At 43.8% G+C, this 22,826-nt stretch carries 19 protein-coding genes; 8 read left to right on the top strand and 11 right to left on the bottom strand.

Translation table 11 applies throughout. The features are described 5' to 3' along the window. Positions 1 to 100: 100 nt before the first annotated feature. The gene (locus tag JMX91_RS06510; protein WP_057761226.1) at positions 101 to 790 is read left to right on the top strand and encodes a MotA/TolQ/ExbB proton channel family protein; all 690 of its coding nucleotides are present in this window, start codon (positions 101 to 103) and stop codon (positions 788 to 790) included. 115 nt (positions 791 to 905) lie between these two features. Further along, entirely contained in the window at positions 906 to 1,307 is a 402-nt protein-coding gene (locus JMX91_RS06515; protein WP_201548193.1) for an ExbD/TolR family protein, read from the top strand. 225 nt (positions 1,308 to 1,532) lie between these two features. On the opposite strand, the gene JMX91_RS06520 is transcribed toward JMX91_RS06515, so the two are convergent. Next, entirely contained in the window at positions 1,533 to 2,072 is a 540-nt protein-coding gene (locus JMX91_RS06520; protein WP_227679306.1) for a DUF2799 domain-containing protein, read from the bottom strand. A gap of 357 nt (positions 2,073 to 2,429) precedes the next feature. Here JMX91_RS06520 and JMX91_RS06525 point away from each other — a divergent pair, with 357 nt between their 5' ends. Beyond that, positions 2,430 to 3,026 carry a hypothetical protein gene (locus JMX91_RS06525; RefSeq protein ID WP_165598520.1) on the top strand — a complete coding sequence of 199 codons (597 nt, stop codon included), beginning with the start codon at positions 2,430 to 2,432 and terminating at the stop codon, positions 3,024 to 3,026. A 283-nt stretch (positions 3,027 to 3,309) separates the two neighbouring features. Further along, positions 3,310 to 5,964, top strand: coding sequence for a type I DNA topoisomerase (gene topA / locus JMX91_RS06530; RefSeq protein WP_201548194.1), 2,655 nt, complete (start codon positions 3,310 to 3,312; stop codon positions 5,962 to 5,964). Positions 5,965 to 6,189: 225 nt separating this feature from the next. Here the strand turns inward: topA and JMX91_RS06535 are convergent, their stop codons facing one another. Both JMX91_RS06535 and lon read right to left on the bottom strand, forming a co-directional pair. Next, positions 6,190 to 6,747 carry a superoxide dismutase family protein gene (locus tag JMX91_RS06535; RefSeq protein ID WP_201548195.1) on the bottom strand — a complete coding sequence of 186 codons (558 nt, stop codon included), beginning with the start codon at positions 6,745 to 6,747 and terminating at the stop codon, positions 6,190 to 6,192. A 361-nt stretch (positions 6,748 to 7,108) separates the two neighbouring features. Next, positions 7,109 to 9,712, bottom strand: a complete 2,604-nt coding sequence (gene lon, locus JMX91_RS06540; protein ID WP_227679307.1) for an endopeptidase La — start codon at positions 9,710 to 9,712, stop codon at positions 7,109 to 7,111. Positions 9,713 to 10,146: 434 nt separating this feature from the next. On the opposite strand from lon, the gene JMX91_RS06545 reads away from it, so the two are divergent. Further along, entirely contained in the window at positions 10,147 to 11,508 is a 1,362-nt protein-coding gene (locus tag JMX91_RS06545) for a Na+/H+ antiporter family protein (RefSeq protein WP_101205176.1), read from the top strand. A 119-nt stretch (positions 11,509 to 11,627) separates the two neighbouring features. On the opposite strand, the gene JMX91_RS06550 is transcribed toward JMX91_RS06545, so the two are convergent. The 3 genes from JMX91_RS06550 to JMX91_RS06560 all read right to left on the bottom strand — a co-directional run bounded on the left by JMX91_RS06550 (position 11,628) and on the right by JMX91_RS06560 (position 13,193). Further along, on the bottom strand, positions 11,628 to 12,044 hold the full coding sequence (locus JMX91_RS06550) for a hypothetical protein (protein ID WP_201548196.1): 417 nt from the start codon (positions 12,042 to 12,044) through the stop codon (positions 11,628 to 11,630). Positions 12,045 to 12,201: 157 nt separating this feature from the next. Next, positions 12,202 to 12,453 (bottom strand): hypothetical protein, encoded by a 252-nt coding sequence (locus JMX91_RS06555; RefSeq protein ID WP_201548197.1) that lies wholly within the window; start codon positions 12,451 to 12,453, stop codon positions 12,202 to 12,204. Continuing rightward, positions 12,453 to 13,193 carry a 5-formyltetrahydrofolate cyclo-ligase gene (locus tag JMX91_RS06560; RefSeq protein ID WP_227679308.1) on the bottom strand — a complete coding sequence of 247 codons (741 nt, stop codon included), beginning with the start codon at positions 13,191 to 13,193 and terminating at the stop codon, positions 12,453 to 12,455. Before JMX91_RS06560 ends, JMX91_RS06555 begins: the two co-directional genes overlap by 1 nt. A gap of 212 nt (positions 13,194 to 13,405) precedes the next feature. Between JMX91_RS06560 and fumC the strand changes: the two genes are divergently transcribed. After that, entirely contained in the window at positions 13,406 to 14,809 is a 1,404-nt protein-coding gene (gene fumC / locus JMX91_RS06565) for a class II fumarate hydratase (RefSeq protein ID WP_102092240.1), read from the top strand. Between the two features lie 110 nt (positions 14,810 to 14,919). On the opposite strand, the gene JMX91_RS06570 is transcribed toward fumC, so the two are convergent. The 5 genes from JMX91_RS06570 to JMX91_RS06590 all read right to left on the bottom strand — a co-directional run bounded on the left by JMX91_RS06570 (position 14,920) and on the right by JMX91_RS06590 (position 19,449). Then, positions 14,920 to 15,465: a hypothetical protein gene (locus JMX91_RS06570; protein ID WP_102093056.1), complete on the bottom strand. Its 546-nt coding sequence runs from the start codon at positions 15,463 to 15,465 to the stop codon at positions 14,920 to 14,922. 203 nt (positions 15,466 to 15,668) lie between these two features. After that, a complete protein-coding gene (locus JMX91_RS06575) occupies positions 15,669 to 16,481 on the bottom strand; it encodes a MipA/OmpV family protein (RefSeq protein WP_201548198.1) in 813 nt (270 codons plus the stop codon). Positions 16,482 to 16,628: 147 nt separating this feature from the next. After that, positions 16,629 to 17,717: a rhomboid family intramembrane serine protease gene (locus JMX91_RS06580; RefSeq protein WP_201548199.1), complete on the bottom strand. Its 1,089-nt coding sequence runs from the start codon at positions 17,715 to 17,717 to the stop codon at positions 16,629 to 16,631. A gap of 167 nt (positions 17,718 to 17,884) precedes the next feature. Further along, entirely contained in the window at positions 17,885 to 19,084 is a 1,200-nt protein-coding gene (locus tag JMX91_RS06585) for an alpha-hydroxy acid oxidase (protein ID WP_201548200.1), read from the bottom strand. A gap of 56 nt (positions 19,085 to 19,140) precedes the next feature. Then, a complete protein-coding gene (locus tag JMX91_RS06590; protein WP_201548201.1) occupies positions 19,141 to 19,449 on the bottom strand; it encodes a glutaredoxin family protein in 309 nt (102 codons plus the stop codon). A gap of 297 nt (positions 19,450 to 19,746) precedes the next feature. Here JMX91_RS06590 and mtgA point away from each other — a divergent pair, with 297 nt between their 5' ends. Together mtgA and ppk1 are read left to right on the top strand one after the other, a co-directional pair. After that, positions 19,747 to 20,436 (top strand): monofunctional biosynthetic peptidoglycan transglycosylase, encoded by a 690-nt coding sequence (mtgA, locus tag JMX91_RS06595; RefSeq protein WP_201548202.1) that lies wholly within the window; start codon positions 19,747 to 19,749, stop codon positions 20,434 to 20,436. Positions 20,437 to 20,617: 181 nt separating this feature from the next. After that, complete coding sequence (gene ppk1, locus JMX91_RS06600; protein ID WP_413786781.1) at positions 20,618 to 22,816, top strand: polyphosphate kinase 1; 2,199 nt, start codon at positions 20,618 to 20,620, stop codon at positions 22,814 to 22,816. Positions 22,817 to 22,826: the final 10 nt, after the last annotated feature.

Genomic DNA, 22,826 nt, shown 5'->3' on the forward strand with positions numbered 1-22,826 from the left:
ACTTTATAACAACGTATTTATTGATAATCTTTCATTATAAAACTAAACATGATATTTACCTCAGTATCATGTAATGGCATTACACATTAAGGAGTCTGACATGGACTTTATGCAATACTGGCAGATCAGCGACATGGTGACAAAAACGTTGTTCTTTTTGTTGCTTGCGTTATCTATTCTCTCTTGGGTGACAGGTATCGTCCGCGTATTGCAAAGCCGCAAACTGGCGACCAATGTAGCAGATGATTTAAGTCAGCAATTACAAGCCAGACAGTCTGATTTGGCTGGTACTGATGCTGCCACACGCCGTTTGGTGACTGAGCAGACTTTGCTCAAGCATATCGGTCGCTATCGCTTTGCTAGTGAGCGCGGTCTGCCGATTCTTGGTACGACGGCAGCGATTGCACCGTTCATCGGCTTGTTTGGTACGGTATGGGGTATTTTCCATGCCTTGCACAACATCGGTATGAGTGGTCAGGCAGGATTGGGGCAGGTTGCAGGGCCAGTCGGTGAAGCACTGATTATGACAGGTCTTGGTATTGCAGTAGCGATTCCAGCCGTGGTGTTTTACAACCTTGCAGTACGTATCAATCGCCGCATAATGTATCAAGCCAATGACAGAGCGCATGATCTATTGGCGCAATCAACGGGTCTTGTGGATACGACCAAGGTAACTGCGAGCCATGCTACTAGTGCTTCGCAAGTGCACGCTGCAACAAGCAGTCGTTCAACGACGAGCGAGACGCAGCATACTAGCAACTACAGTAATTCTGTGCCAAAGCAACTATAGATATTGTTTATTTTGCAAGCATTAATTCTGAAAGCGCTAAGTCTATAAAGGCTAAAACGACAAGTCAAAAAACGGCTTGGCTGTGTGAAAATAACCAAAAGCATTGAGAGTAACTATGGCATTTCAATTGGGTGATGATGACGTACGAAGCATGGATGAGATGAACCTCATTCCGCTTATCGATATCATGCTGGTATTGATGATTATATTTTTATTGACAGCGACCGTGCTGAATCCGACGGTGCCTTTAGATTTGCCAGAGACTAGTGCCGCGCTCAATGAAACGCCGCCAGAAGCGATTCAAGTTAGCATTGATAAAGACGCGGGTATATTCTGGGATAGCGATCCAATCAGTATGGAAGAGTTAGAGAATCGCTTGCAGCAACAAGGCGCGACTGGTAAGAATCCAGCGGTACAGTTACGTGCGGATAAAGAAGGCAGGTACGATACGGTCGCTCAAGTCTTAGCAGCGGCAAGTAACGCTGGACTGACCAAAATCGCATTTGTGAATGAGTAGTTTAGTAGCTAAATCTTTAAGAACTTAGGCACTGAATAGTTTAAGCACTGTGAGTCAGTGCTAGTAGCTTTGACTTTATATTAGAAAACTGGCTAGATAAATCAATAGCCCAACCAGCAAGACAATTAGCACCATTATAATAAAAACAATTAAAATAATAAAATTTTCTCCAACCTCATTAACTACTTAAACCTCAAATTAAGTCGTTAGTGAGGTTTTCTTTTTTTACCAGCCATAGCCAAATGGGCGATAGCCGTAACCGAAGCCTGCATGTCTGTAGCCAAATGGGTAAGGTGAGCGTAAGTAGTCGAGATCGCGCTGACGGATATAGTAGTAGCGCCCTTGGGAGTAGGCTTCTTCTAACTTATCAATACCCTCTAACGAACAGACAGGTTGCCAGTCATAGCCTTCGCGGCCGAGCTTATAAGCATTCAGCTCGGTACAGTAGTTTTTGAGACCCTGTTGACGGCCTTGCTCCCATTGGATACGGTTAGGGCTAGCACCGCCGACACTGGCGCAGCTATTGGTATAGTGACCGAAGTAGGCACCTGAACGTCCTTGCGAGCCATCAGCATAGCCGACTTCTTGCCAGTTACTGCTTTGACACTGCTGCGGCGTTAGGCTCTGAGTCGTGGCACAGCCCGATAATGTCAGTACGACCGCGCCAAGTAGCGATAAGCTCATGCCTGCTTTGCTCATGACTTTACTTGTCAGCTTGCGAGCGTGATAAGCGCCCGATGAGTTTGACTCAATAAGATAATTCATAATAAACCTGCGCGCGTTTAAAATTATGGTTTATCATAGCACTTTTTTGCGCTGACCACTTTTCGTATCTGGTTTTTATAGCGTACTGTACTCGGTAAGTTTATATACGCTAAATAATTGATTTAATAGCGTAACTTGCTAAATTGTCATATGCTTTAAAAGCACCTGTTGCACCGCGATTGGACGACAACGCTTGATTTTTAATGGTTCGTGCTCATTATAAGCCCTTATATATCGTTGTTTATTATCCTGCTAATCGCAAATCTATATGTACTATTTATAAATAACGGTTCATTAGCGATATTTATCTATCTCTCTCTTAGTATCTTTTTCATTTAGTCAAAAGGCCAGACCATCATGGGAACATTGATTGGCGTTATCATTGTACTATTCGTATTAGGGAGTATGATGGCGCTCAAACCGAACGGTATCGATCAGCGTTTGGATAAGCTGCGTATGACCGCGCGTCGTCTACAGCTCAATCCAAAGCTCGTTTCGTGCCCTGATTGGATCAAAGGCCGTGACAATGAGTATGGCCGCGGTATGCTTGGACAATACTGCCTAATATTTGAAGACACTAAACTGCCGCATACCCGTTATCAAGTGATTGATGGACAGTGGCGACCAGACAGTAGTTTTGTTGATACCAGTACAGATGATAAGACGCTTACTATTCCCAGTGCGATTCGTTCTAGTCAAATCAGCAATAATCCGACGGTCAAAAAAACTGATTTTAGCTTGGATCAAGTGCCGTTAGATTTGCCGGTAAGTATTGAACCGTTTGTTAAAGGTCTATTGACCAAGGCAAATAGCATTATTATTTATTGGGAAGATATTGCTTATGTACGTCCAGCATCTAACCCAACGTATCATCAAAAACGGATCGAAGCGGACTTATTAGTGCTCAAAGAAAACCTTGAGAAGTGGGCGCTACAGATGCAAAAACAAGCATAAACCTAGTAAAGCGTTTTTTCGTCTCCATTAAAGGGCAATATGCAAGCGGTTTGTCATATTCAAATTATTTAAAGTTGACAGTTTAACGCTTAGCAGTGTAACGTCTTTATAACTATATCTTTATTTTATGGTTATTATTTGTTTTATAACCTTTTTTATCAGCAGCGATTATTACTATAAATAGCTGAACCATGGTCAAACCATGAGTATCCGCTTCCATAAATTGCCGTGCTGCTGAATTTAACCTTACTTTTAATTTACTTATATTATGGTGTCGTCAAACATGGCAAAAACCACAACCAAAAAAAGTCCAGCACCAGCTGCGGACAGCCCAAAGGGTAAGTCTTTGGTGATCGTAGAATCACCAGCCAAGGCAAAAACGATTAATAAATACCTTGGTGATGACTTTATCGTACGCTCAAGTATCGGTCACGTCCGTGATTTGCCAGTCAGTGCGAGTAAAAGCGCAAAGAAAGCAACGACCGCTAAAAAAGATGACAGTCTGACCAAAGAAGAAAAAGCACAGCAAGCACTGGTGCGCCGTATGGGCGTAGATCCAGAGCATGACTGGGCGGCCGTCTATGAAGTACTACCAAACAAAACCAAAGTCATCAAAGAGCTTAAAGCACTCGCCAAAGACGCTGACAAAATCTATCTAGCAACGGATATGGATAGAGAAGGGGAAGCGATTGCTTGGCATCTCAAAGAAGTCATCGGTGGCCCTGATAGTAAGTATCAACGTGTGGTCTTTAACGAGATTACCAAGTCAGCTATTCAAAGTGCGTTTAAACAACCTTCGAAATTAGACATTGACCGCGTGAACGCGCAGCAAGCCCGTCGATTCTTGGACCGTGTAGTCGGCTTTATGGTATCGCCATTATTATGGCAAAAGATTGCCCGTGGACTGTCGGCAGGCCGTGTACAGTCAGTTGCCATGCGCTTGGTCGTTGAGCGTGAGCATGAAATTCGCGCGTTCATTCCAGAAGAGTACTGGCAGATTCATGCTGATACGCACATTGCTAATGGAAAAAAAGACGCTGAGCAAATCGGTATACGCTTAGAGGCGACCAAACAAGGCGGCAAAACCCTAAAGCTTGGTAATAAAGAGCAGACCGATAAAGTTCTAGAAGTGCTCAAGGCAAGCGATTTTATCGTTAAAGAGCGTGAAGAAAAACCAACGCAATCACGTCCAAGCGCACCATTTATTACTTCGACCTTGCAACAGGCTGCTAGTACGCGCTTAGGTTTCTCTGTTAAGAAAACCATGATTTTGGCGCAGCGTCTATACGAAGCGGGTCATATTACTTATATGCGTACCGATTCGACATTCTTATCAGGCGATGCGCTTGCTGCTGTCCGTGGTCATATCGAAGACAACTATGGCGCAAAATACGTACCAGAAAAACCAAATTTCTATGGTAACAAGCAAGGCGCACAAGAAGCGCATGAAGCGATTCGTCCTTCTAATGTCAATATGAAGTCAACGCAGCTCAAAGGTGTTGAGCGTGATGCAATACGTCTATACGAGCTAATCTGGCGTCAATTTGTGGCGTGTCAGATGTTACCTGCCAAATACCTATCAGTGAACCTATTTGTAGGCGCAGACGATATCGAGTTAAAAGCGCGCGGTCGTACCATGGTGTTTGATGGCTACACAAGAGTGATGCCACCAGCTAAGACTGACGATACCTTACTGCCTGATGTCAAAAAAGGCGATAAGTTAAACCTAGATAAGCTAGATCCAAGTCAGCACTTCACTAAGCCTGCGCCTCGCTATACTGAAGCAAGCCTAGTCAAAGAGCTTGAGAAAAAAGGCATCGGTCGTCCATCGACGTATGCCTCAATTATCTCAACCATTCAAGATCGTGGTTATGTGAAGCTTGAAAATAAGCGTCTATTTGCCGAAAAAATGGGCGATATCGTTACTGATAGATTGACGGCTAGTTTCCCAGACTTAATGGATTATACCTTTACCGCTGCGCTTGAAGATAAGCTCGATCATGTGGCAGAAGGTGATCAAGATTGGAAAGATGTGCTTGATAACTTCTATGGCGAGTTCAAAACTACTCTAGAGCGTGCCAAAGAAAAAGACGGTATGCGTCCAAATGATCCGACCGACGTGCCAGATGTCCATTGCGATATCTGTGATCGTCCTATGCAGCTGCGCACAGGGTCAACAGGTGTATTCTTGGGCTGTACTGGCTACAATCTACCGCCGAAAGAGCGCTGTAAAGGTACCAAAAATCTAATGCCAGTCGAAGCATTTGCCAATCTAGATGATGCGGAAGGTGATGACGAAGCGGCAGAAGTCAAAGATTTGATGGAGAAAAAACGCTGTCCGAAATGTGGTACGGCGATGAATGGTTACATCGTAGATGGTGGACTCAAACTACATATTTGCGGTAACAACCCTGATTGCGATGGTTATATCCTAGAAGAAGGCAAATTTGAAGTACCGGGCTCAGATGCACCAACCATTGACTGTGATAAGTGTGATGGGCAGATGGAGCTTAAGACAGGACGCTTTGGTCCGTACTTTGCTTGCCAGAACTGTGATAACACGCGCAAGGTACTAAAAACTGGCGAAGCAGCGCCGCCACGTATGGATCCAATCCATCTGCCAGAGCTCAAGTCGACCAAGCATGATGATTACTTCATCTTGCGTGAAGGCGCAGCTGGTATGTTCCTCGCGGCATCTAAGTTTCCAAAGGTTAGAGAAACGCGTCCACCAAAGCTCGCTGAGCTACGAGAAATCAAAGATAAAATGGAAGACAAGTTCCAGTACTTATTTGCAGGGCCAGATGAAGATCCTGAAGGCAACCCAACTATCTTGCGCTGGTCGCGTAAGAAAAAAGAGCAGTACATCGGCTCTGAAAAAAATGGCAAGGCCACACGTTGGGGTGTTTACTGGCGTAAAGGTGAATGGGTAGAGGAGTAACTATTAGTTAAGTCCAATACAGTGCTTTTATAGCGTCAGACTTATTCAATGTACTACAGGTACAATTTGCATTGGTCTTTCTTTTATTGGCTTAAACAAACCTAATAATTACTTCCAACAAAAAACCCTCTTATAGTTTAAGAGGGTTTTTTTGTGCTCATAATATTTCTTTTAAGCCATTTCGACGTTTGCAGACTTAGCCTAAGTCCATAGGTTTGGACAGTATTAGTTTTTTACGATGATACCACAACCAATACGATCGCCTGCATTACCTGAAGGCTGACTGGTATAGTCGTCAATGCCAGCATGTACAATAAAGGCCAAACGATTTACGCTGTATTTGCCTGCTTCAGTCGCTGCGATTTTCTTATTCACATAGTTAATAGTAGCAACACCATCTTCATTAGCAGTTAAGTTTGGCAAGTCACCAGCATGACCATTCATATCATCTGGATTAGAGTGTGGCTTGTTGTCAGGGTTGAAGTGACCGCCTGCTGCTTTACCCATGACGTCACAGCTGCCTGTTTCGTGGATATGCAATGAGACAGTTCTGCCTGGCTGTAGATTAGTAAGTTTACCGTAAACTTGGACGCCACCATCAACTGGACGTAAGAAAACTTGACCAACTTCTTTCTTCTTGCCATCTACTGTTTGTATGGTTGATTTTAGCGTTGGCTGTGCTAAAGGATTGCCTGTTTGCATTTGACTTTCTACCGTTTGGCAACCAGTCATTGCTAACGCTGAACCGCATAATAGGGTACTTGCAAGTAATGTCTTATTCATTATTATCTCCAATTGTTTGAGTTGTTATCTTTAATCTTCATCAAAGCCACGAATATCTATCGTTATTGTTCTATAAAAATCGGTGTCAATATTCGTTAACATCGGAGTCAGTATAGCCAAGCTAACTCTATAGTTATTCATCAAATGCGCAACAATCAGTTAATAAATGTAAGTATCGTATGGGTTTGAAAAACGAAGTAGGATAAATAATTTTGAAATTAAATGGCTTTAAATGTGTGAGAACCCTATTAAGAAGGCTACGAACTGCAAGCAAATGAACAATAAACAGGCATAAAAAAAGCCGCCCATCATTGTGATGAGCGGCTTCTTAATCTATAGGACGAGTTTAATAAAGGTTTAATTAATTGTGCAGTGCTTTACCAGAGGTTTTATCAACAGTCACTTTGGCAGGTTTGATTGGTGTTGGCATACTCACCAAAGCAACCTTTAAGATTTCCTCAATTGTGGCAACTGGCTGAATGGTTAGGCCTTCTTTCACGTTATCAGGGATATCAGCCAAATCTCGCTCATTGGTCGCTGGGATCAAGACGTGCTTGATACCGCCGCGATGTGCCGCCAGCAACTTCTCTTTAAGGCCGCCGATACGTAGGATTTTACCGCGTAAGGTAATCTCACCTGTCATCGCAATATCTGGACGAATAGCAATACCTGTCAACGCAGAGACGAGCGCTGTCGTCAGTGCACCACCAGCCGATGGGCCGTCTTTTGGCGTGGCACCTTCTGGCATATGGACATGGACGTCTGTAGTTTTAAACGTTTCGTAGTCGATACCTAAACTATCACCGCGAGCACGAACCACGCTCATGGCTGCGCGAATTGACTCTTTCATCACATCGCCTAGTGAACCGGTAAAGCTAAGCTCGCCTTTACCTTTCATACCGACCGCTTCGATGGTCAGTAGCTCGCCACCGACTTGTGTCCAAGCAAGGCCAGTAATACGACCAATCTCAGGCTCTTCTTCAGCCAGACCGTAGTCATACTGATGCACACCTAGATAGTCATCGATGTTTTTGTCATCGACTGTCACTAGCTGACGCTCTGCTTTTTTCGGAGCACGCGCGCCATGAGTTTCAACCGAACCGCGAACCACTTTACGGCAAATTTTATTCACTTCACGCTCAAGGTTACGCACACCTGCTTCACGCGTATAGCTACGCACGATGCTATGCAATGCTGCTTCAACAATCTCAATTTCACCTTCTTTAAGACCGTTTTGCTTAATCGCTTTTGGCACTAGGTATTTCTGTGCGATATTGACCTTTTCTTCTTCGGTATAACCCGGCAGACGAATAACTTCCATGCGGTCAAGCAGTGCAGGTGGAATATCCATACTGTTGGCAGTACAGATGAACATCACTTGCGACAAATCTAAGTCCATATCCAAATAATGGTCGTTAAATGTATCGTTCTGTGATGGATCCAATACTTCAAGCAACGCTGATGCTGGATCACCGCGGAAGTCTTGCGCCATCTTATCGATTTCATCCAATAAAAACAGCGGGTTTTTGACTTCTACTTTTGCCAATGACTGAACGATTTTACCTGGCATCGCACCGATATAGGTACGGCGATGACCACGAATCTCTGCTTCATCACGTACGCCACCAAGCGCCATACGCACAAACTTACGACCAGTGGCACGGGCAATTGATTCACCCAATGAGGTTTTACCGACACCCGGAGGACCGACAAGACATAGAATCGGGCCACGAAGCTTTTTCACGCGTGATTGCACGGCGAGATATTCTAAGATGCGGTCTTTTACATCTTGTAGACCGTAATGGTCTTCGTCTAATACCGTCTTAGCTTTGTCTAGATTGATAGATACTTTGGTCGTCGCATTCCACGGTGTGTCCAAAATCCATTCAATATAGTTGCGTACCACTGACGATTCACTTGATGCAGGTGGCATCATTTTGAGTTTTTTGAACTCTTGCTCAGCTTTTTTGCGCACGTCTTCTGGCAAGTCAGCATCTTCTAAACGCTGCTCTAGCTCAGCCACATCATCTTCACCATCGAACGCGCCGTCATTCATATCTGACAGCTCATTTTTAATGGCTTTCATCTTCTCATTCAAGAAGTATTCGCGCTGATTGTCTTCCATCTGCTGACGGACAGCATCTTGGATATCTTGTTCGATGTTTTGCTCAGCACTTTGCTTGACTAGATATTCAGTCAAGGTATTGATATGCGTTTTGATATCGTCTTCTTCTAAGAAAGACTGTTTGATATCAAGGTCCATCGATACACGAGTTGAGATGAAATAAACCAACTCAAGCAAGTCGTCGATACGCTTAGCCACACGAGTCAGCTCACGTGCATTGCGAAGTCGCGCATCTGCATAGCTTTCGAACAATGTAGTTAACGCTTGAATGGTGTTTTTCTGTTGGCTCTCATCCATGCTGACATCGAGGTCGGCACGTTCAAATCTCGCCATCAATAAATCATCATGGCCTTCTATGTTATCGACACGAGCGCGGTATTGACCTTCGATCAATACTTTAATGCAGTTCTCATCGCTGTCGTGTGGCATAGTGCTGACGATGCGACACACCGTACCGTACTGATACAAGTTATCTTGATCAATATCTTCGGTCAGTGAGTCTTTTTGCGCGACTACCAGTACTTTGTTGCCATACTCAGCTTGTGCCAACTCAACCGCTTTCACCGATGGCGCGCGTCCCACAAACAATGCAATCTGCATATGTGGATAGACGACGACGTCGCGTAATGCCAGCAGTGGCAGATAGCTTTCATCTTCATTGTCTTTGACAACGTTGGATGAGGCATTTAACGCATCCGTAGATGAGCTTTCTGTCTCATTATTCGCGTCAGCACTGATGTTAGCGTCAGTGTCAGTATTTGCGTCAGACGTCGTGTCAGTGTTCAGGGCAGATGATACATCGATGTCGATGTTGTCTTTATCAATATTATGTTCACTCATATGTTTTTCCTCGTTCCCCAGACTTGTAAAGTCAAGTTCGTGGTTCATGTTTAGATAAATGGTGCTCACGAAAAAAATTGCAAGGCTGAATGGTGAAGTCGTCTGCTTATCTTTGTTAAATAGTTGTCTGAGCGTCCAGTTATTAATGCAATTAATATGGGTAACGATGTGTTGTCCTTAGTGTGACTGGTCTGTGAAGGATAAAGACAGTCAGAAATTATAGAAGAGGGTTTAGATGTATAGGTGATATTTGGCTAGCTATGATGATGTCTAATCGGTTCTATGCGTAGGCTTTATACCCAAAATAAGGTAAACTGGCGCGCGTCTAAAACAGGCTCTCATATTGAGACGTTTTAGACAACAGGGCGATATTCATTAGTTTCAATATTCATAGGTCTCACTAAGACCAAAGTATAAAGAACAAGGGGCAACACATGGCCATCAATGCAGTATTGCTAGCAGTTATTATTATGCTAGGACTGTCACTTTCGCGAGTGCACGTGGTGCTCAGTTTATTAATCGGGGCGCTGGCAGGTGGACTGCTAGCAGGGCTTGGTATTACTGATACGCTTAATGCTTTTCAAGAAGGCATCCGTAATGGCGCAGAAATTGCGCTGTCGTATGCACTGCTTGGGGCGTTTGCGGTAGCGATTGCTCATTCGGGCTTGCCGCAATCGTTGGCAGGCGCGGTCATCAAGCGTATTGATGCTGCTGGCACGAGTGGCATGATTAAGTACATGCTGTTTGCAGGCCTCATTACCATGAGCTGCTTTAGCCAAAACTTAATCCCTATTCATATTGCCTTTATTCCGCTACTGGTACCGCCACTATTGTTAGCATTCAATCGCATGCAGATTGATAGACGCCTGATTGCTTGTCTGATTACGTTTGGACTGGTCACCACCTATATGTTTATTCCTTATGGCTTTGGTGATATCTATCTCAATCAGATTATGCTAAAAAACGTGGGTGAAGCGGGCATTGATGTTGCCAATATTTCTGTGGTGCAAGCCATGGCGATTCCTGCATTGGGTATGCTAATTGGTTTGCTGGTTGCTGTATTTATCAGCTACCGTAAGCCACGCGCATATCAGCAGATTGCGATAGATCAGCAAGCGCATGATGCCGTAGTAGAAGGCGATGCATTAAGCAAAACTGCTGCTGGCGCACAGTCGCAAAGCAAGCTAAAGACACTGGTTGCACTGGCTGCTATCGTGACTGCTTTTGTGGTGCAGTTATATACTGACTCGCTACTTCTCGGCTCGATGTTTGGCTTCGGTGTATTTATGGCGACTGGCGTAGTGAAGTGGCGTGATGCTGATGGCGTCTTTAATGATGGTATCAAACTGATGGCGATGATTGGCTTTATTATGATTACCGCGCAGGGCTTTGCTGAAGTAATGAAAGCGACTGAGCAGATTCAGCCATTGGTCGATGGGGCAGCATCACTGTTCGCTGGTAACAAAGCGATGGCGGCATTTATTATGCTACTCATCGGTTTGATTGTGACCATGGGTATCGGCTCGTCATTTTCGACCATTCCTATTTTGGCTGCGATTTATGTGCCGCTGTGTATCTCTTTAGGGTTTTCGCCGTTGGCTACTGTGGCGATTATCGGTACGGCTGGCGCGCTGGGTGATGCGGGTTCGCCTGCGTCAGATTCGACATTAGGGCCAACCTCTGGTCTAAACATTGATGGACAGCATGACCATATCAAAGATAGTGTGATACCGACTTTCTTACACTACAACATTCCGCTACTCGCATTTGGTTGGATTGCAGCGATGGTGTTATAAGTGATTTGGTCAGCCCTTTAACTCAATCCAAGTATCTAACAAAAAAGACGCTTATCGGTAAGCGTCTTTTTTTTGCATTAGTTATAGGACTGTTAGAGTAATTAAATTAAACGGTTCTCTTAAGTACCGATATCTTGCTTTATACTTTCTATATTTTTGCGCAACAGATATACGAAAAACAGCGTAATGAAGGGGTCATAAACATGATCTAGTCTCAAATCGCCATTGATGTATTCAACAATAGCCAACGCAAACAAAGACAGCAGAATAAAAGAAAAGCATTGAGATATAGGAACCAAAAAACGTAGAAAAGATGTGCTGCTAGAGGGCTTTATATGACGTATTTCAATATGGGTGCTAAGTGCGAAGGTATAAAATGCTGCAAGCGCTAGCAAAAAGGTTCTTAGTTCAGCAAAATCAAAGCCGTCGTAATCATAAATATAAGCCGCAGGCGTGGCCAAGAGTAATAGCATGAACAGATAAAAACAAACTTGTAGCGAAGCGGGCGACATAAACTCTTTTTTTACTTTGTCCACGATCAACGACCTATACTGTAATGATAATTATTTTCGATAAGTATAGTTTATAGGCCATATAGAAACAATAGTTTGGCAATAAAAAGAAAACGTCAATCAAATCAAAACACCCTATAACCGCGTCTCTTCAAATTGTGCTCTATCAGTTATATATGTGTTATTCATCAAAATCTTTTATCTCACCATTCAAACTACTCAAAAACGCATCACTTTGCGCCAGTAGTTCGTTTAAGCGTTCTTCATTGACGAGCCGTGTCATCTCATCAGCGCTAAACGGTTGCTCTTGACTGTAGTAGCGTTGCTCTCTAGCGTCCTCATTGCCTAATGTTTGCAAATATTCATCCACACTGTCTGCACTGGAATCAGCAGCGCTAGAGTCTTTTTCAAATTTTTTATTGTTATTTTTCATCAAAACCACCTTATGCCGCTTGGGGTAATTAAGCTGTCTAAAGGCACATCCCACGGTTGACGCGCTAATTGTTCAACCACTTGAAAATCATAGCACCAGCCAATTTTTAACGGCCTTGAAGCCCCTGAACGATAGCTGTTACCAAGCGTTGTATCATAGAACCCGCCACCCATGCCCATACGGTTGCCGTTTAGGTCTACTGCCACCAGTGGACAAATAATCACGTCTAGTTCTGAGGCCCATAATAGAGCGCGGCTGTGGTTTTGCTTCATACCTAATTGATGAATGCGAGTGGGGACATTGACCAGTTTTGAATGATAAACAGGTACAAAGCGCAATCGTTTATCATCGCTGCCATTGCTAGCACGACCAAGTGATCCGACGACTGGTAAATAAGGTAAATAGCCTAAGCGTTGACACCAGTCTAATATTAGCTGAGTAGGTAGCTCACCAAATCCATCATAATAAAGCCCAATACGTGCATGTGTAGGCAATCGCTGCTGTAGTTTGGTCAAATGTAAGCTCGCAGACTGAGCAAGTTGTCTACGTTCGCCATCAGTTAACTGGCGACGTTGGCGAGTAAAGTGCCGTCTAGGCGGATTACTGATGACAGCTTCGGATGGTTCAGCATTTTTTGAATCCGAATTATTTGGATCAAGGTTGTTTGAATCAAAGTTATTTGGCTCAGGTCGTATTGGTTTAGGGTTCATGGTTTCAGAGTGCATAATTTTAGAGTGCATAGGTATCCCATCCAATGAAGTATTAGATTGATGATGACAGGCGTTTTTAGACATTCGTTTTTAGGCATCGCTCAAGGCTATTTGTGAATATTCAACACGCCCTAGTCATGCTATCATAACGCCACTTTACATCGTATTCTCCTTTATGTGCAGCAGCTGTTGCACTTTTTACGAAGCAGTCATAAAACAACAAACCATCAAAGAGGGTAGTTATGTCGACACAGAATCAGGCAACTCGTACCGAAAAAGACACCATGGGCAACGTGGAAGTCCCAGCTGACGCTTATTGGGGTGCGCAAACTCAGCGTAGCCGCGAAAACTTCAAAATCGGTGGCGAAACTTTGCCACGTCCGATGATTGAAGCAATGGCATTGGTCAAAAAAGCCGCTGCGATTACTAATGCAAGCCTAGAGCGTATCGAAGGCGACAAGCGTGATCTCATCGTACAAGCCGCTGACGAAATCATCAATGGTGGTCTGGTCGATCAGTTTCCGTTGGTTGTATGGCAGACAGGTTCTGGCACCCAGTCAAACATGAACATGAACGAAGTATTGGCCAACCGTGCTAACGAAATCGCTGGTTCTGAGCGTGGCAGCTATACGCCAATTCACCCAAATGACCATGTAAACCATGCACAGTCTACCAACGATAGCTTCCCAACGGCGATTCGTGTGGCTGCTGCGCGTCAAATCAACAGCTTGTTGATTCCAGCGGTAAAAGCACTACGCGATACGCTAGCGGCAAAAGCCAAAGAATTTGATAGCATTGTAAAAATCGGTCGTACGCATTTACAAGACGCGACGCCTTTGACCTTAGGCCAAGAGTTCAGCGGCTATGTCAGCCAACTTGACCATTCATTGACTCGTATCGACAACGCGCTACAAGGTCTATATGAATTGCCACTAGGCGGTACTGCGGTTGGTACTGGTCTAAATGCCCACCCTGATTATGCGGTAAAATCAGCTGAGCAACTAGCGACTTTGACTGGCTTGCCATTCGTTACGTCACCAAACAAATTTGAAGCATTAGCAGCTCGTGATGCAGAAGTATTTGCGTCAGGCGCACTAAAAACATTAGCGGGCAGCTTAAACAAAATCGCTAACGACGTACGTTGGTTGGCTTCAGGTCCTCGTTGTGGTCTTGGTGAGTTGACGATTCCTGAAAATGAGCCAGGTTCTTCTATCATGCCAGGCAAAGTAAACCCAACTCAGTCAGAAGCAATGACTATGGTTGTCGCTCAGGTCATGGGTAACGACACGACTATCAGCATGGCTGGCGCATCAGGTAACTTTGAGCTAAACGTGTATAAGCCAGTTATCGCGTTTAACTTGTTACAGTCTATCAAACTGCTTGGCGATGCTTGCAACAGCTTCAACGAAAACTGTGCCGTTGGTATCGAGCCAGTAAAAGACAAAATCGATGATTTCTTGCATAATTCATTGATGCTAGTCACGTCATTGAACCGTCATGTTGGTTATGAAAATGCCGCAAAAATCGCTAAGACGGCTTATAAAGAAAACAAAACTTTGAAGCAAGTGGCGGTTGAGCTAGAGCTATTAACTGAAGCTCAGTTTGATGAGTGGGTCATTCCTGCTGATATGGTACATCCTAAGTAAGCTATCTAATAGTTTTTTAAAATAGTAAAAAGACCTTGTCATGGAATGTGGCAAGGTCTTTTCGCGTCAGAATATATATATTTTTGATTTTGTAGATATTGAAAAAATTACTATGGTACTGGAATTGAAATATTTATCTGCCAGACAAAACCAACCCAAATAGAAATAAAGATCAAAAAGCAAGTTAAACTGAGTGGTTTACAAAGGCCCGAAAACCATAACTTATCAGAGATTATGACGTTCTCGTATCTTTTTTTATTCTCTAGTAGCAAAGAATAGCGCTGAATTTGCAGCTTGCGAACCAAATCTTTTTCGTGCTTTACATCCGTGTATAGGTAAATAGCGCCAAGTACAATCCCAAGTGCGTTTGCTGATATAGCAATTTTAAGTAAAACCAATTGTTCTATTGATAGTAATGACATTTTAGATATTTGCGTGACGATCACCGAAAATACACCAGCTGCTATAGCGACAATCCACTTCATCCATTCGTAGTCTTTTTCTTTTACTAGACTATTCCGTCTAGCCATATCTCTTTCAAGCTCGTCAAGATGAGGTTTCAACTGTTGATAATGACTATAAAACTCAGTACTCGGATCATTTTCCATCATATGGTTGAACCGATTTTCTAAACTCTTTAGTTCTTTCTGACTCACGATAATTTACTACCTTGAATATGATGTATTTAATAGTATACATTTAAAGAGATCGAGTTCTCATTTTTCTTGCCACGCATCCATTTCAATAATTATGCAATTTATCGGCATGTTGTGTTTGCACTACATCTAAAATCATTCAATAAAAAGACCTTACCACATTACGCGGCAAGGTCTTTTCCATATCAAAAATCTAAGCTCAATTAAAACTTATAAAGTAAACCAAGTGTCGTCGCTGCTTCAGTACGTGAGTCGACCATTGGGCTATCGTATTGCTCATTTGGTACATAGCTCACGCTTTGATTGGCAAACCCTGCCCAGCGCTCATTGAAATCATAGTTGGCACTGATATTGATATACGGGTTCAGGCTTGAGTTAGATTTATACGCATCAACGCCTGTCTCTGCTGACTCTTTTTCACTGACACCATAGTAGTATTCGTTATAGTCAGCATCATGATATTCAAAGCCAATGCTTGGATAGACCGTTAGCTTGCCTTTAGTAATTCTAGAAAGGTAAGTCAAGCGAGCCGTGTTACCGCCACTACGATCTAATACATCAGCACCTATCTGCGCGCGGATGCCACCGATAGCGGTACGACGCTGGTAGCTTAGACCTGCTTCTGCTGATGATTTACGCTCATCCAAGCCTTGCAGTGCGCCATTGGCATCATCAGGTTCAAACTCAGAACCCGCAAGCTTGGCATAGGCAGACAGCTGATTGACACCATCGTTGATCAGATACGCACCAGCTTGCGCACCGCGTACATAGACTTTGTTGTTGTCATAAAATGCACCTGGTAGCACGCGCACTTCAGTGCTGTCTTCGAGATCGTAGGCTGATTTGACCGCCATGACATTGACCCCAACGCTAAGCTCAGCATCTTTGTCAGTCGGCAAGTTGTCATTAAAAAGTGCGGCGTTAGACAGGCTAGCCACGCTAAATAGTGCAGTAGCGGTGAACGCGCTAAACATAGTACGTGTAGAGATATTAGGTAGCGCTGCAAGTTTTAACATAATTGGATCTCGTAAGTGAGTATAAATAACTGAGTGGTGCGATTAAGCAAAACGTGTTCAAAAGGGCAAGCTATAAAACGAATCAGTAATGTTGGTCAGTATGCTGTTTTTGGGAGCTATATAGCAATGATAGATAAGTATGAGCATTTACTCAATGGCTTTTAGTACTTGTAGTAATTGCTGGTGAATATCTTGCCACCACCAGACAAAACCAATGCTAATAAGTAACATCGCCAACCATGGTAATAGTTGCCAAATAATGGAAGGTTTTTTAAGTGCTTCGGGTTCAATACTATTATGATGAACAGCTTCGTGACTTAACGATGAATTGATAGCAGTAACGCTTTCAGCACTATTGTTAGCATTTATATCAGACACATTCGTTTCATTGTTAGCAAAAGTGGTATCTTGCTCCTTCGAATTCATCTCAAAATGAGGTGACTGTTCGATAGGAGTGGCGTCATACGAGCTGTGATTATCGTGTTGGTCATGAGATTGGCCACTATACTGACTGTTATATGATGGGGTGTCGTGAGTACTGTATGAGTAGTTGGTTTGATAAGCGTTTAATGTGCGCTGCTGCTGAATCGCTGCGTTTTGTATAGCGACTGCCAGACGCTGACGGTAGCCAATCGCAAAAGCCAATGCAATTATTAGTCCTGTGATTGCGCCACCGATATGACCAGCATTATCAATACCCGGTACAGCAAACCCATAGACGAGGTTGATGCCCATAATAAATATCAGGCTTTTAAGATTGAGTACCATGCCATTGACCGATATTTTAAATAGTGCCGCGATTAATAGTGCCGCGCCAATACCCATGATACCGCCTGATGCGCCAGCTGATAGTCCAGGCTGTCCCGTACCATCCAAGATACTTTGCCATGTCACATAGCTGTTGAGCAAGTTACCACCGATGGCCGCCAGCAAAAACAACGCCAAAAATTTGGCTGAGCCAAACATAGGCTCGGCAATCTGCCCAAAGAAATATATAGCAAACCCATTAAACAATAAATGCATCAAACCAATGTGCAAAAACGCACTGCTGATCAAGCGCCAAGGATCGTCACCCATGGTAAATGGCAACGCATTAGCACCCCATTTGAGCAGTGCCTCAGTTGAAGGGTTGTTGGCATCGACACCTGTCAATATCTGCATAATGAATAGCCCGATAAAGCTGGCTAGGAGCAGGGTAGTGACGGGCGCTGTTTTTAATAGCTGTTGAATGGTCATAAAAGCGAGATATCATCAAAATGTTGTATATATAGTATAAAGGGTATGGTCAGATAATGTTATGTATCCGCAGGTCATCATGGTACAAGTTTTCATAGTCTTGATGGCTGATAGCTTTTAAAACTAGACAGTTCTTAGAAGTCGAAAATTCTTAAAAACGGATAGCTCTAAAAGTGACCAACTTTAAGATTTTCATAAGTACCTTTTACCAAGATATCATCCGTAACTTTATTGATATCGGTATGACCGCAGAATGCCATTGAGATATCACACTCTTTATAGATAATTTCGAGCGCGCGGCGTACCCCATCTTCACCATAAGCGCCCAATCCATAGAGGAAAGCGCGCCCAATCATCGTGCCTTTCGCACCTAGCGCAATCGCTTTTAGCACATCTTGACCAGAGCGAATGCCACTGTCTAACCATACCTCGATATCACTATCTTCAGCATGGACAGCTTGTACGATGTCAGACAGCGCAGAAATAGAAGACAGTGCGCCATCTAACTGACGGCCTCCATGGTTTGAGACGACCAGTGCATCGGCACCGCTACGGGCCGCCATGATGGCATCTTCAGGCTCCATGATACCTTTGATGATGAGCTTGCCGCCCCACATATCTTTGATACGCGCCACATCATCCCAGCTCAAACGTGGATCAAATTGCTCTTCTGTCCATGAGCTCAATGATGACAAGTCTTCAACGCCTTTGGCATGACCGACGATATTGCCAAAGCTACGACGTTTGGTGCCTAGCATATTCATACACCATTGCGGCTTAGTCATTAGGTTGATGATGTTGGTAAGGGTCGGTTTAGGCGGTGCAGACAAGCCGTTTTTGATGTCTTTATGGCGTTGACCCATGACCTGCAAGTCGGCAGTTAATATTAGGGCTGAACAATTGGCATTTTTGGCCCGTTGAATCAGATTGGCCATATAATCTTGATCGCGCATGACATATAACTGAAACCAAAACGGTTTGCTGGTATGAGTAGCGATATCTTCGATAGAGCAGATGCTCATGGTCGAGAGCGAGAAGGGCACGCCAAATTTTTCGGCGGCACGCGCGGCATGAATCTCGCCATCTGCCCACATCATGCCAGTGAACCCAGTCGGAGCGATGGCAACAGGCATATTGACGGACTCACCAATCATTTGTGTCGCTAGACTGCGATTGTCCATATCGACCAATACTCGCTGGCGCAGTTTAATACGGTCAAAGTCAGTTTCATTACTACGATACGTGGTCTCAGTCCATGAGCCTGAATCAACATAGTCATAAAACATGCGCGGCACTTTACGCTCGGCGACACGGCGCAGGTCTTCAATTTCTGTTATTTTCTTTAGTACTGGTTTTAAATCTTTCATGATTTCTCACCACTTTATCGTCGTAATAGGGCGTCTTTGTTATAGGTCTAATACTATTAAGCAAGCAGCTGCTGCAAATCCATCACCGAAAACGGATAGTTTAATCGTTTGGATGGCGTCAAAATCACAGGAATAGTGGTGGCAAATTCCATCATCAGCGCCTCATCAAAGTCTGCAATATCGACATGTTGGTAACTAATCGGTTGTACCGCCTGAAACTGAGTGATTATTTGCTCAGCAATATCACATAAATGGCAGCCCGAGGTGCCCAGTAGCCACCATTGATTGTTATTTTCAGCGCTGTTGAGGCTTGGATTTGCTGCAATAACACGCGCTCGTAATACTTCTATATTATCATCGTGCATGGTTAGTCTCTTATCTTCATACTGATTGCAAAGCGCTGATGCTCAGCACGCGCTTATTTAAAACATAAAATACTTTAACGGTCATTACATCATAAAGAAGTGGGGTAAATAATGACAGCGATTGTGAGATTAGGTAAGATGACCTGCTATTGATCGTTATTAATGACTAATGCTCAACAGTTAATGATTGGCTATATATAGCCCGTTTACAATCATTGATGCTTAGTTGATGTCTCATAGTCATTGATAGAGTATCAACCTTATCTTATTACTTTTTTAACCACTCGGATATCGCGCATGGCAAGTTTTGGCACATTTATTAAACGTCTGTTATTGGCAATTATGCTATTGGTTGTCGCATTCCATATATTGGTCGTCGGGCTATTATTAATTTGGAAAACGCAGCCAATCAATAACAGCATGTTTATGTTGACGCATCGCCTAACGGGCGGCACGGTCACTCAGACATGGGCTGAATATGATGCGATTGCCAAATCTGCCAAGCAAGCAGCGATTGTGAGTGAAGACTCAACGTTTAGTCAGCACAGTGGTTTTGATTTTAAAGGAATTAAGGCCGCACAAAAGAAGAATGAAGAGACAGGCAAAATGTCTGCTGGTGGCTCAACGATTACTCAGCAATTGGCAAAGAACTTGTTCCTCACCTCGCATCGCTCTTATGTGCGTAAAGCGGAAGAGGCTGTCATCACTGTGATGATTGAGACGCTATGGGACAAGCAGCGCATTATGACCGCTTACCTAAATGTGGCGGAGTTTGGTAATGGTATCTATGGTATTGATGCAGCAGCGCATCATTATTTCGATAAGTCTGCGGCCAATCTAAACCGAGATGAGTCAGCACTTCTGATTGCGATGCTTACCAATCCAAAGTACTACGAAGACAATCAAGGCGATAAGCGTTTACGTAACAAGCAACGTATTATCAAAAAACGCATGAAAAATGCTGTATTACCGCAAGCTTCTTCATAAATGTAGAGCATGAGGGCTAAGTTATAGGCTCGGATTGTTGTAGGCTCGGCTATTTCGAATAAGACTAGGACATGCCCTAGAAAAGACAGAACGATAAAAGATGATGGCGTATCGATAACGCAAAAGGAGTAGTGACGTGGTAGAGATGACTAGTAATCAGGGCGGCGGTGATGTTAACAATATGATTGACGTTAATAAGGTCAACGAGGGCGCTAATGACAATATTGATAAAGACATTAGTGTAGATAATAGCCCAAATAACTTGGCCGAAATTGAATGGCAACGCTCAGAAGATGGCAGCTATTCACCGAGCAGTTATATCAATCGTGATTTGTCTTTACTACAGTTTCATCTGCGGGTATTGGCGCAGGCATCTAGTTCGCGTCACCCACTGCTTGAACGCTTATTTTTCTTGATTATTTTTTCATCCAATCTCGATGAGTTTTTTGAGATTCGTGTCGCTGGCATCATGCAAAAGCTTAACATCGGTGATGTATCGACCAGTGCTCATGGCATGCGTCCGAGCGAAGTGTTAAACGAGATATCTATTATCACTCATGCCGCAATCAGTGAGCAGTATCGTATTCTCAATGAGGATATCTTGCCAGCGCTTGCGCTCGAAGATATCCGCTACCTAAAGCGTGATGAGCTAAACGCTGATCAGTCTGCATGGATGAAGCGCTATTTTACGGAGCAAGTCGTACCCGTACTGACACCGATTAGCATTGATCCGGCGCATCCATTCCCGCGTCTTGTAAATAAAAGCTTAAACTTTATCGCCACATTGGAAGGCAAAGATGCGTTTGGACGTGATATTAACTTGGCGATTGTGCCTGCGCCGCGTAGTCTACCGCGTGTGATTCGTCTGCCAGATGAGCTAACTGGTGGTAAAGAGCATCATGTGATGCTATCCGCTATCATTCATGAGCATATCGGTGAGCTGTTCCCTGGGATGAGTGTGACAGGCTGTCATCAATTTAGGCTGACACGTAATGCCGATTTAGACTTGGCTGATGATGTCGAAGATATTGCCAAAGCACTAGAAGGCGAGCTTGAAAACCGCCGCTTCGGCGATAAAGTACGTCTTGAAGTAACAACCGATTGCCCAACGCATATCAGTGAGTATCTGCTCAATGAGTTTGAGTTGCATGACAATCAGCTATACCGTGTCAATGGCCCAGTCAACCTAACGCGTTTGCTGTTTGACTTTAATATTCCTGCACTACGCTATCAGCCATTTACTCATGTTGTGCCAAAGGCATTTCGCCGAGAAATGGATAAGTCAGATAAATCGACCAGTATGTTCGCCGCCATGCGTAAGAGCGATGTGTTGGTTCATCATCCTTTTCATGCGTTCTCACCGATTATCAATTTACTTTGGCAAGCAGCAAGCGATCCCAAAGTATTGGCGATTAAACAAACGCTATATCGCTCAGGCACCAATTCAGAAATCGTCAAAGCACTTGCCGCCGCCGCTCGCAATGGCAAAGAAGTCACGGCTGTTATCGAGCTGCGTGCGCGTTTTGATGAAGCATCTAATATCGCAGTTGCCAACTATCTACAAGAAGCAGGCGCGGTCGTGGTCTACGGTATCGTCGGTTACAAGACCCATGCCAAGCTCATGCTAATCGTACGCCGCGAGGAAGACCGAATCCGCCGTTATGTGCATCTGGGCACCGGTAACTATCACGCGGCCAATGCTAAGGTTTATACGGATTATGGTCTGTTTAGTGCAGATCCTGATATCTCAGAAGACGTTCACAAAATATTCCAAGAGCTAACCGGCATGGGCAAACCTGCCAACCTCAAAAAACTATTACATGCACCGTTTACTTTGCATGAGAAATTGATGAGCTTTATCGATGATGAAATCGCTCATGCCAAAGCGGGTAAACGTTCTCATATCATTATTAAAGCCAATGCGTTAACTGAGCGCCGCCTCATTGATAAATTATATGATGCCTCGCAGGCAGGCGTTAAGATTGAGCTTATTTTGCGGTCTATGTGTTGTCTACGTCCACAAGTAAAAGGGCTGTCTGAAAACATCACTGTGCGCTCTGTTATCGGACGGTTTTTGGAGCATACGCGCGTTTATTATTTCTATAACAATGGTGATGAGCGTCTATACTGCGGTAGTGCAGACTGGATGGATCGTAACCTATTCCATCGTGTAGAAGTGGCGTTCCCGATTGAGAATAAAAAGCTATTTAAGCAGATTTATCAGGATGGCTTAATTAACTACTTACAGGATAATACGCAAGCGTGGACACTTGATGGCACTGGCGTTTGGCAGCAATTACAGCCAGCAGCAGGTGAAGAGCCACACGTCGCACAAGAGCATTTATTAAAAACGATTAATCGTGTCGAGGAATCTAGCTAATTTGCAAAGA

Source organism: Psychrobacter sp. Pi2-1 (assembly GCF_904846645.1).
Classification (GTDB): Bacteria; Pseudomonadota; Gammaproteobacteria; order Pseudomonadales; family Moraxellaceae; genus Psychrobacter.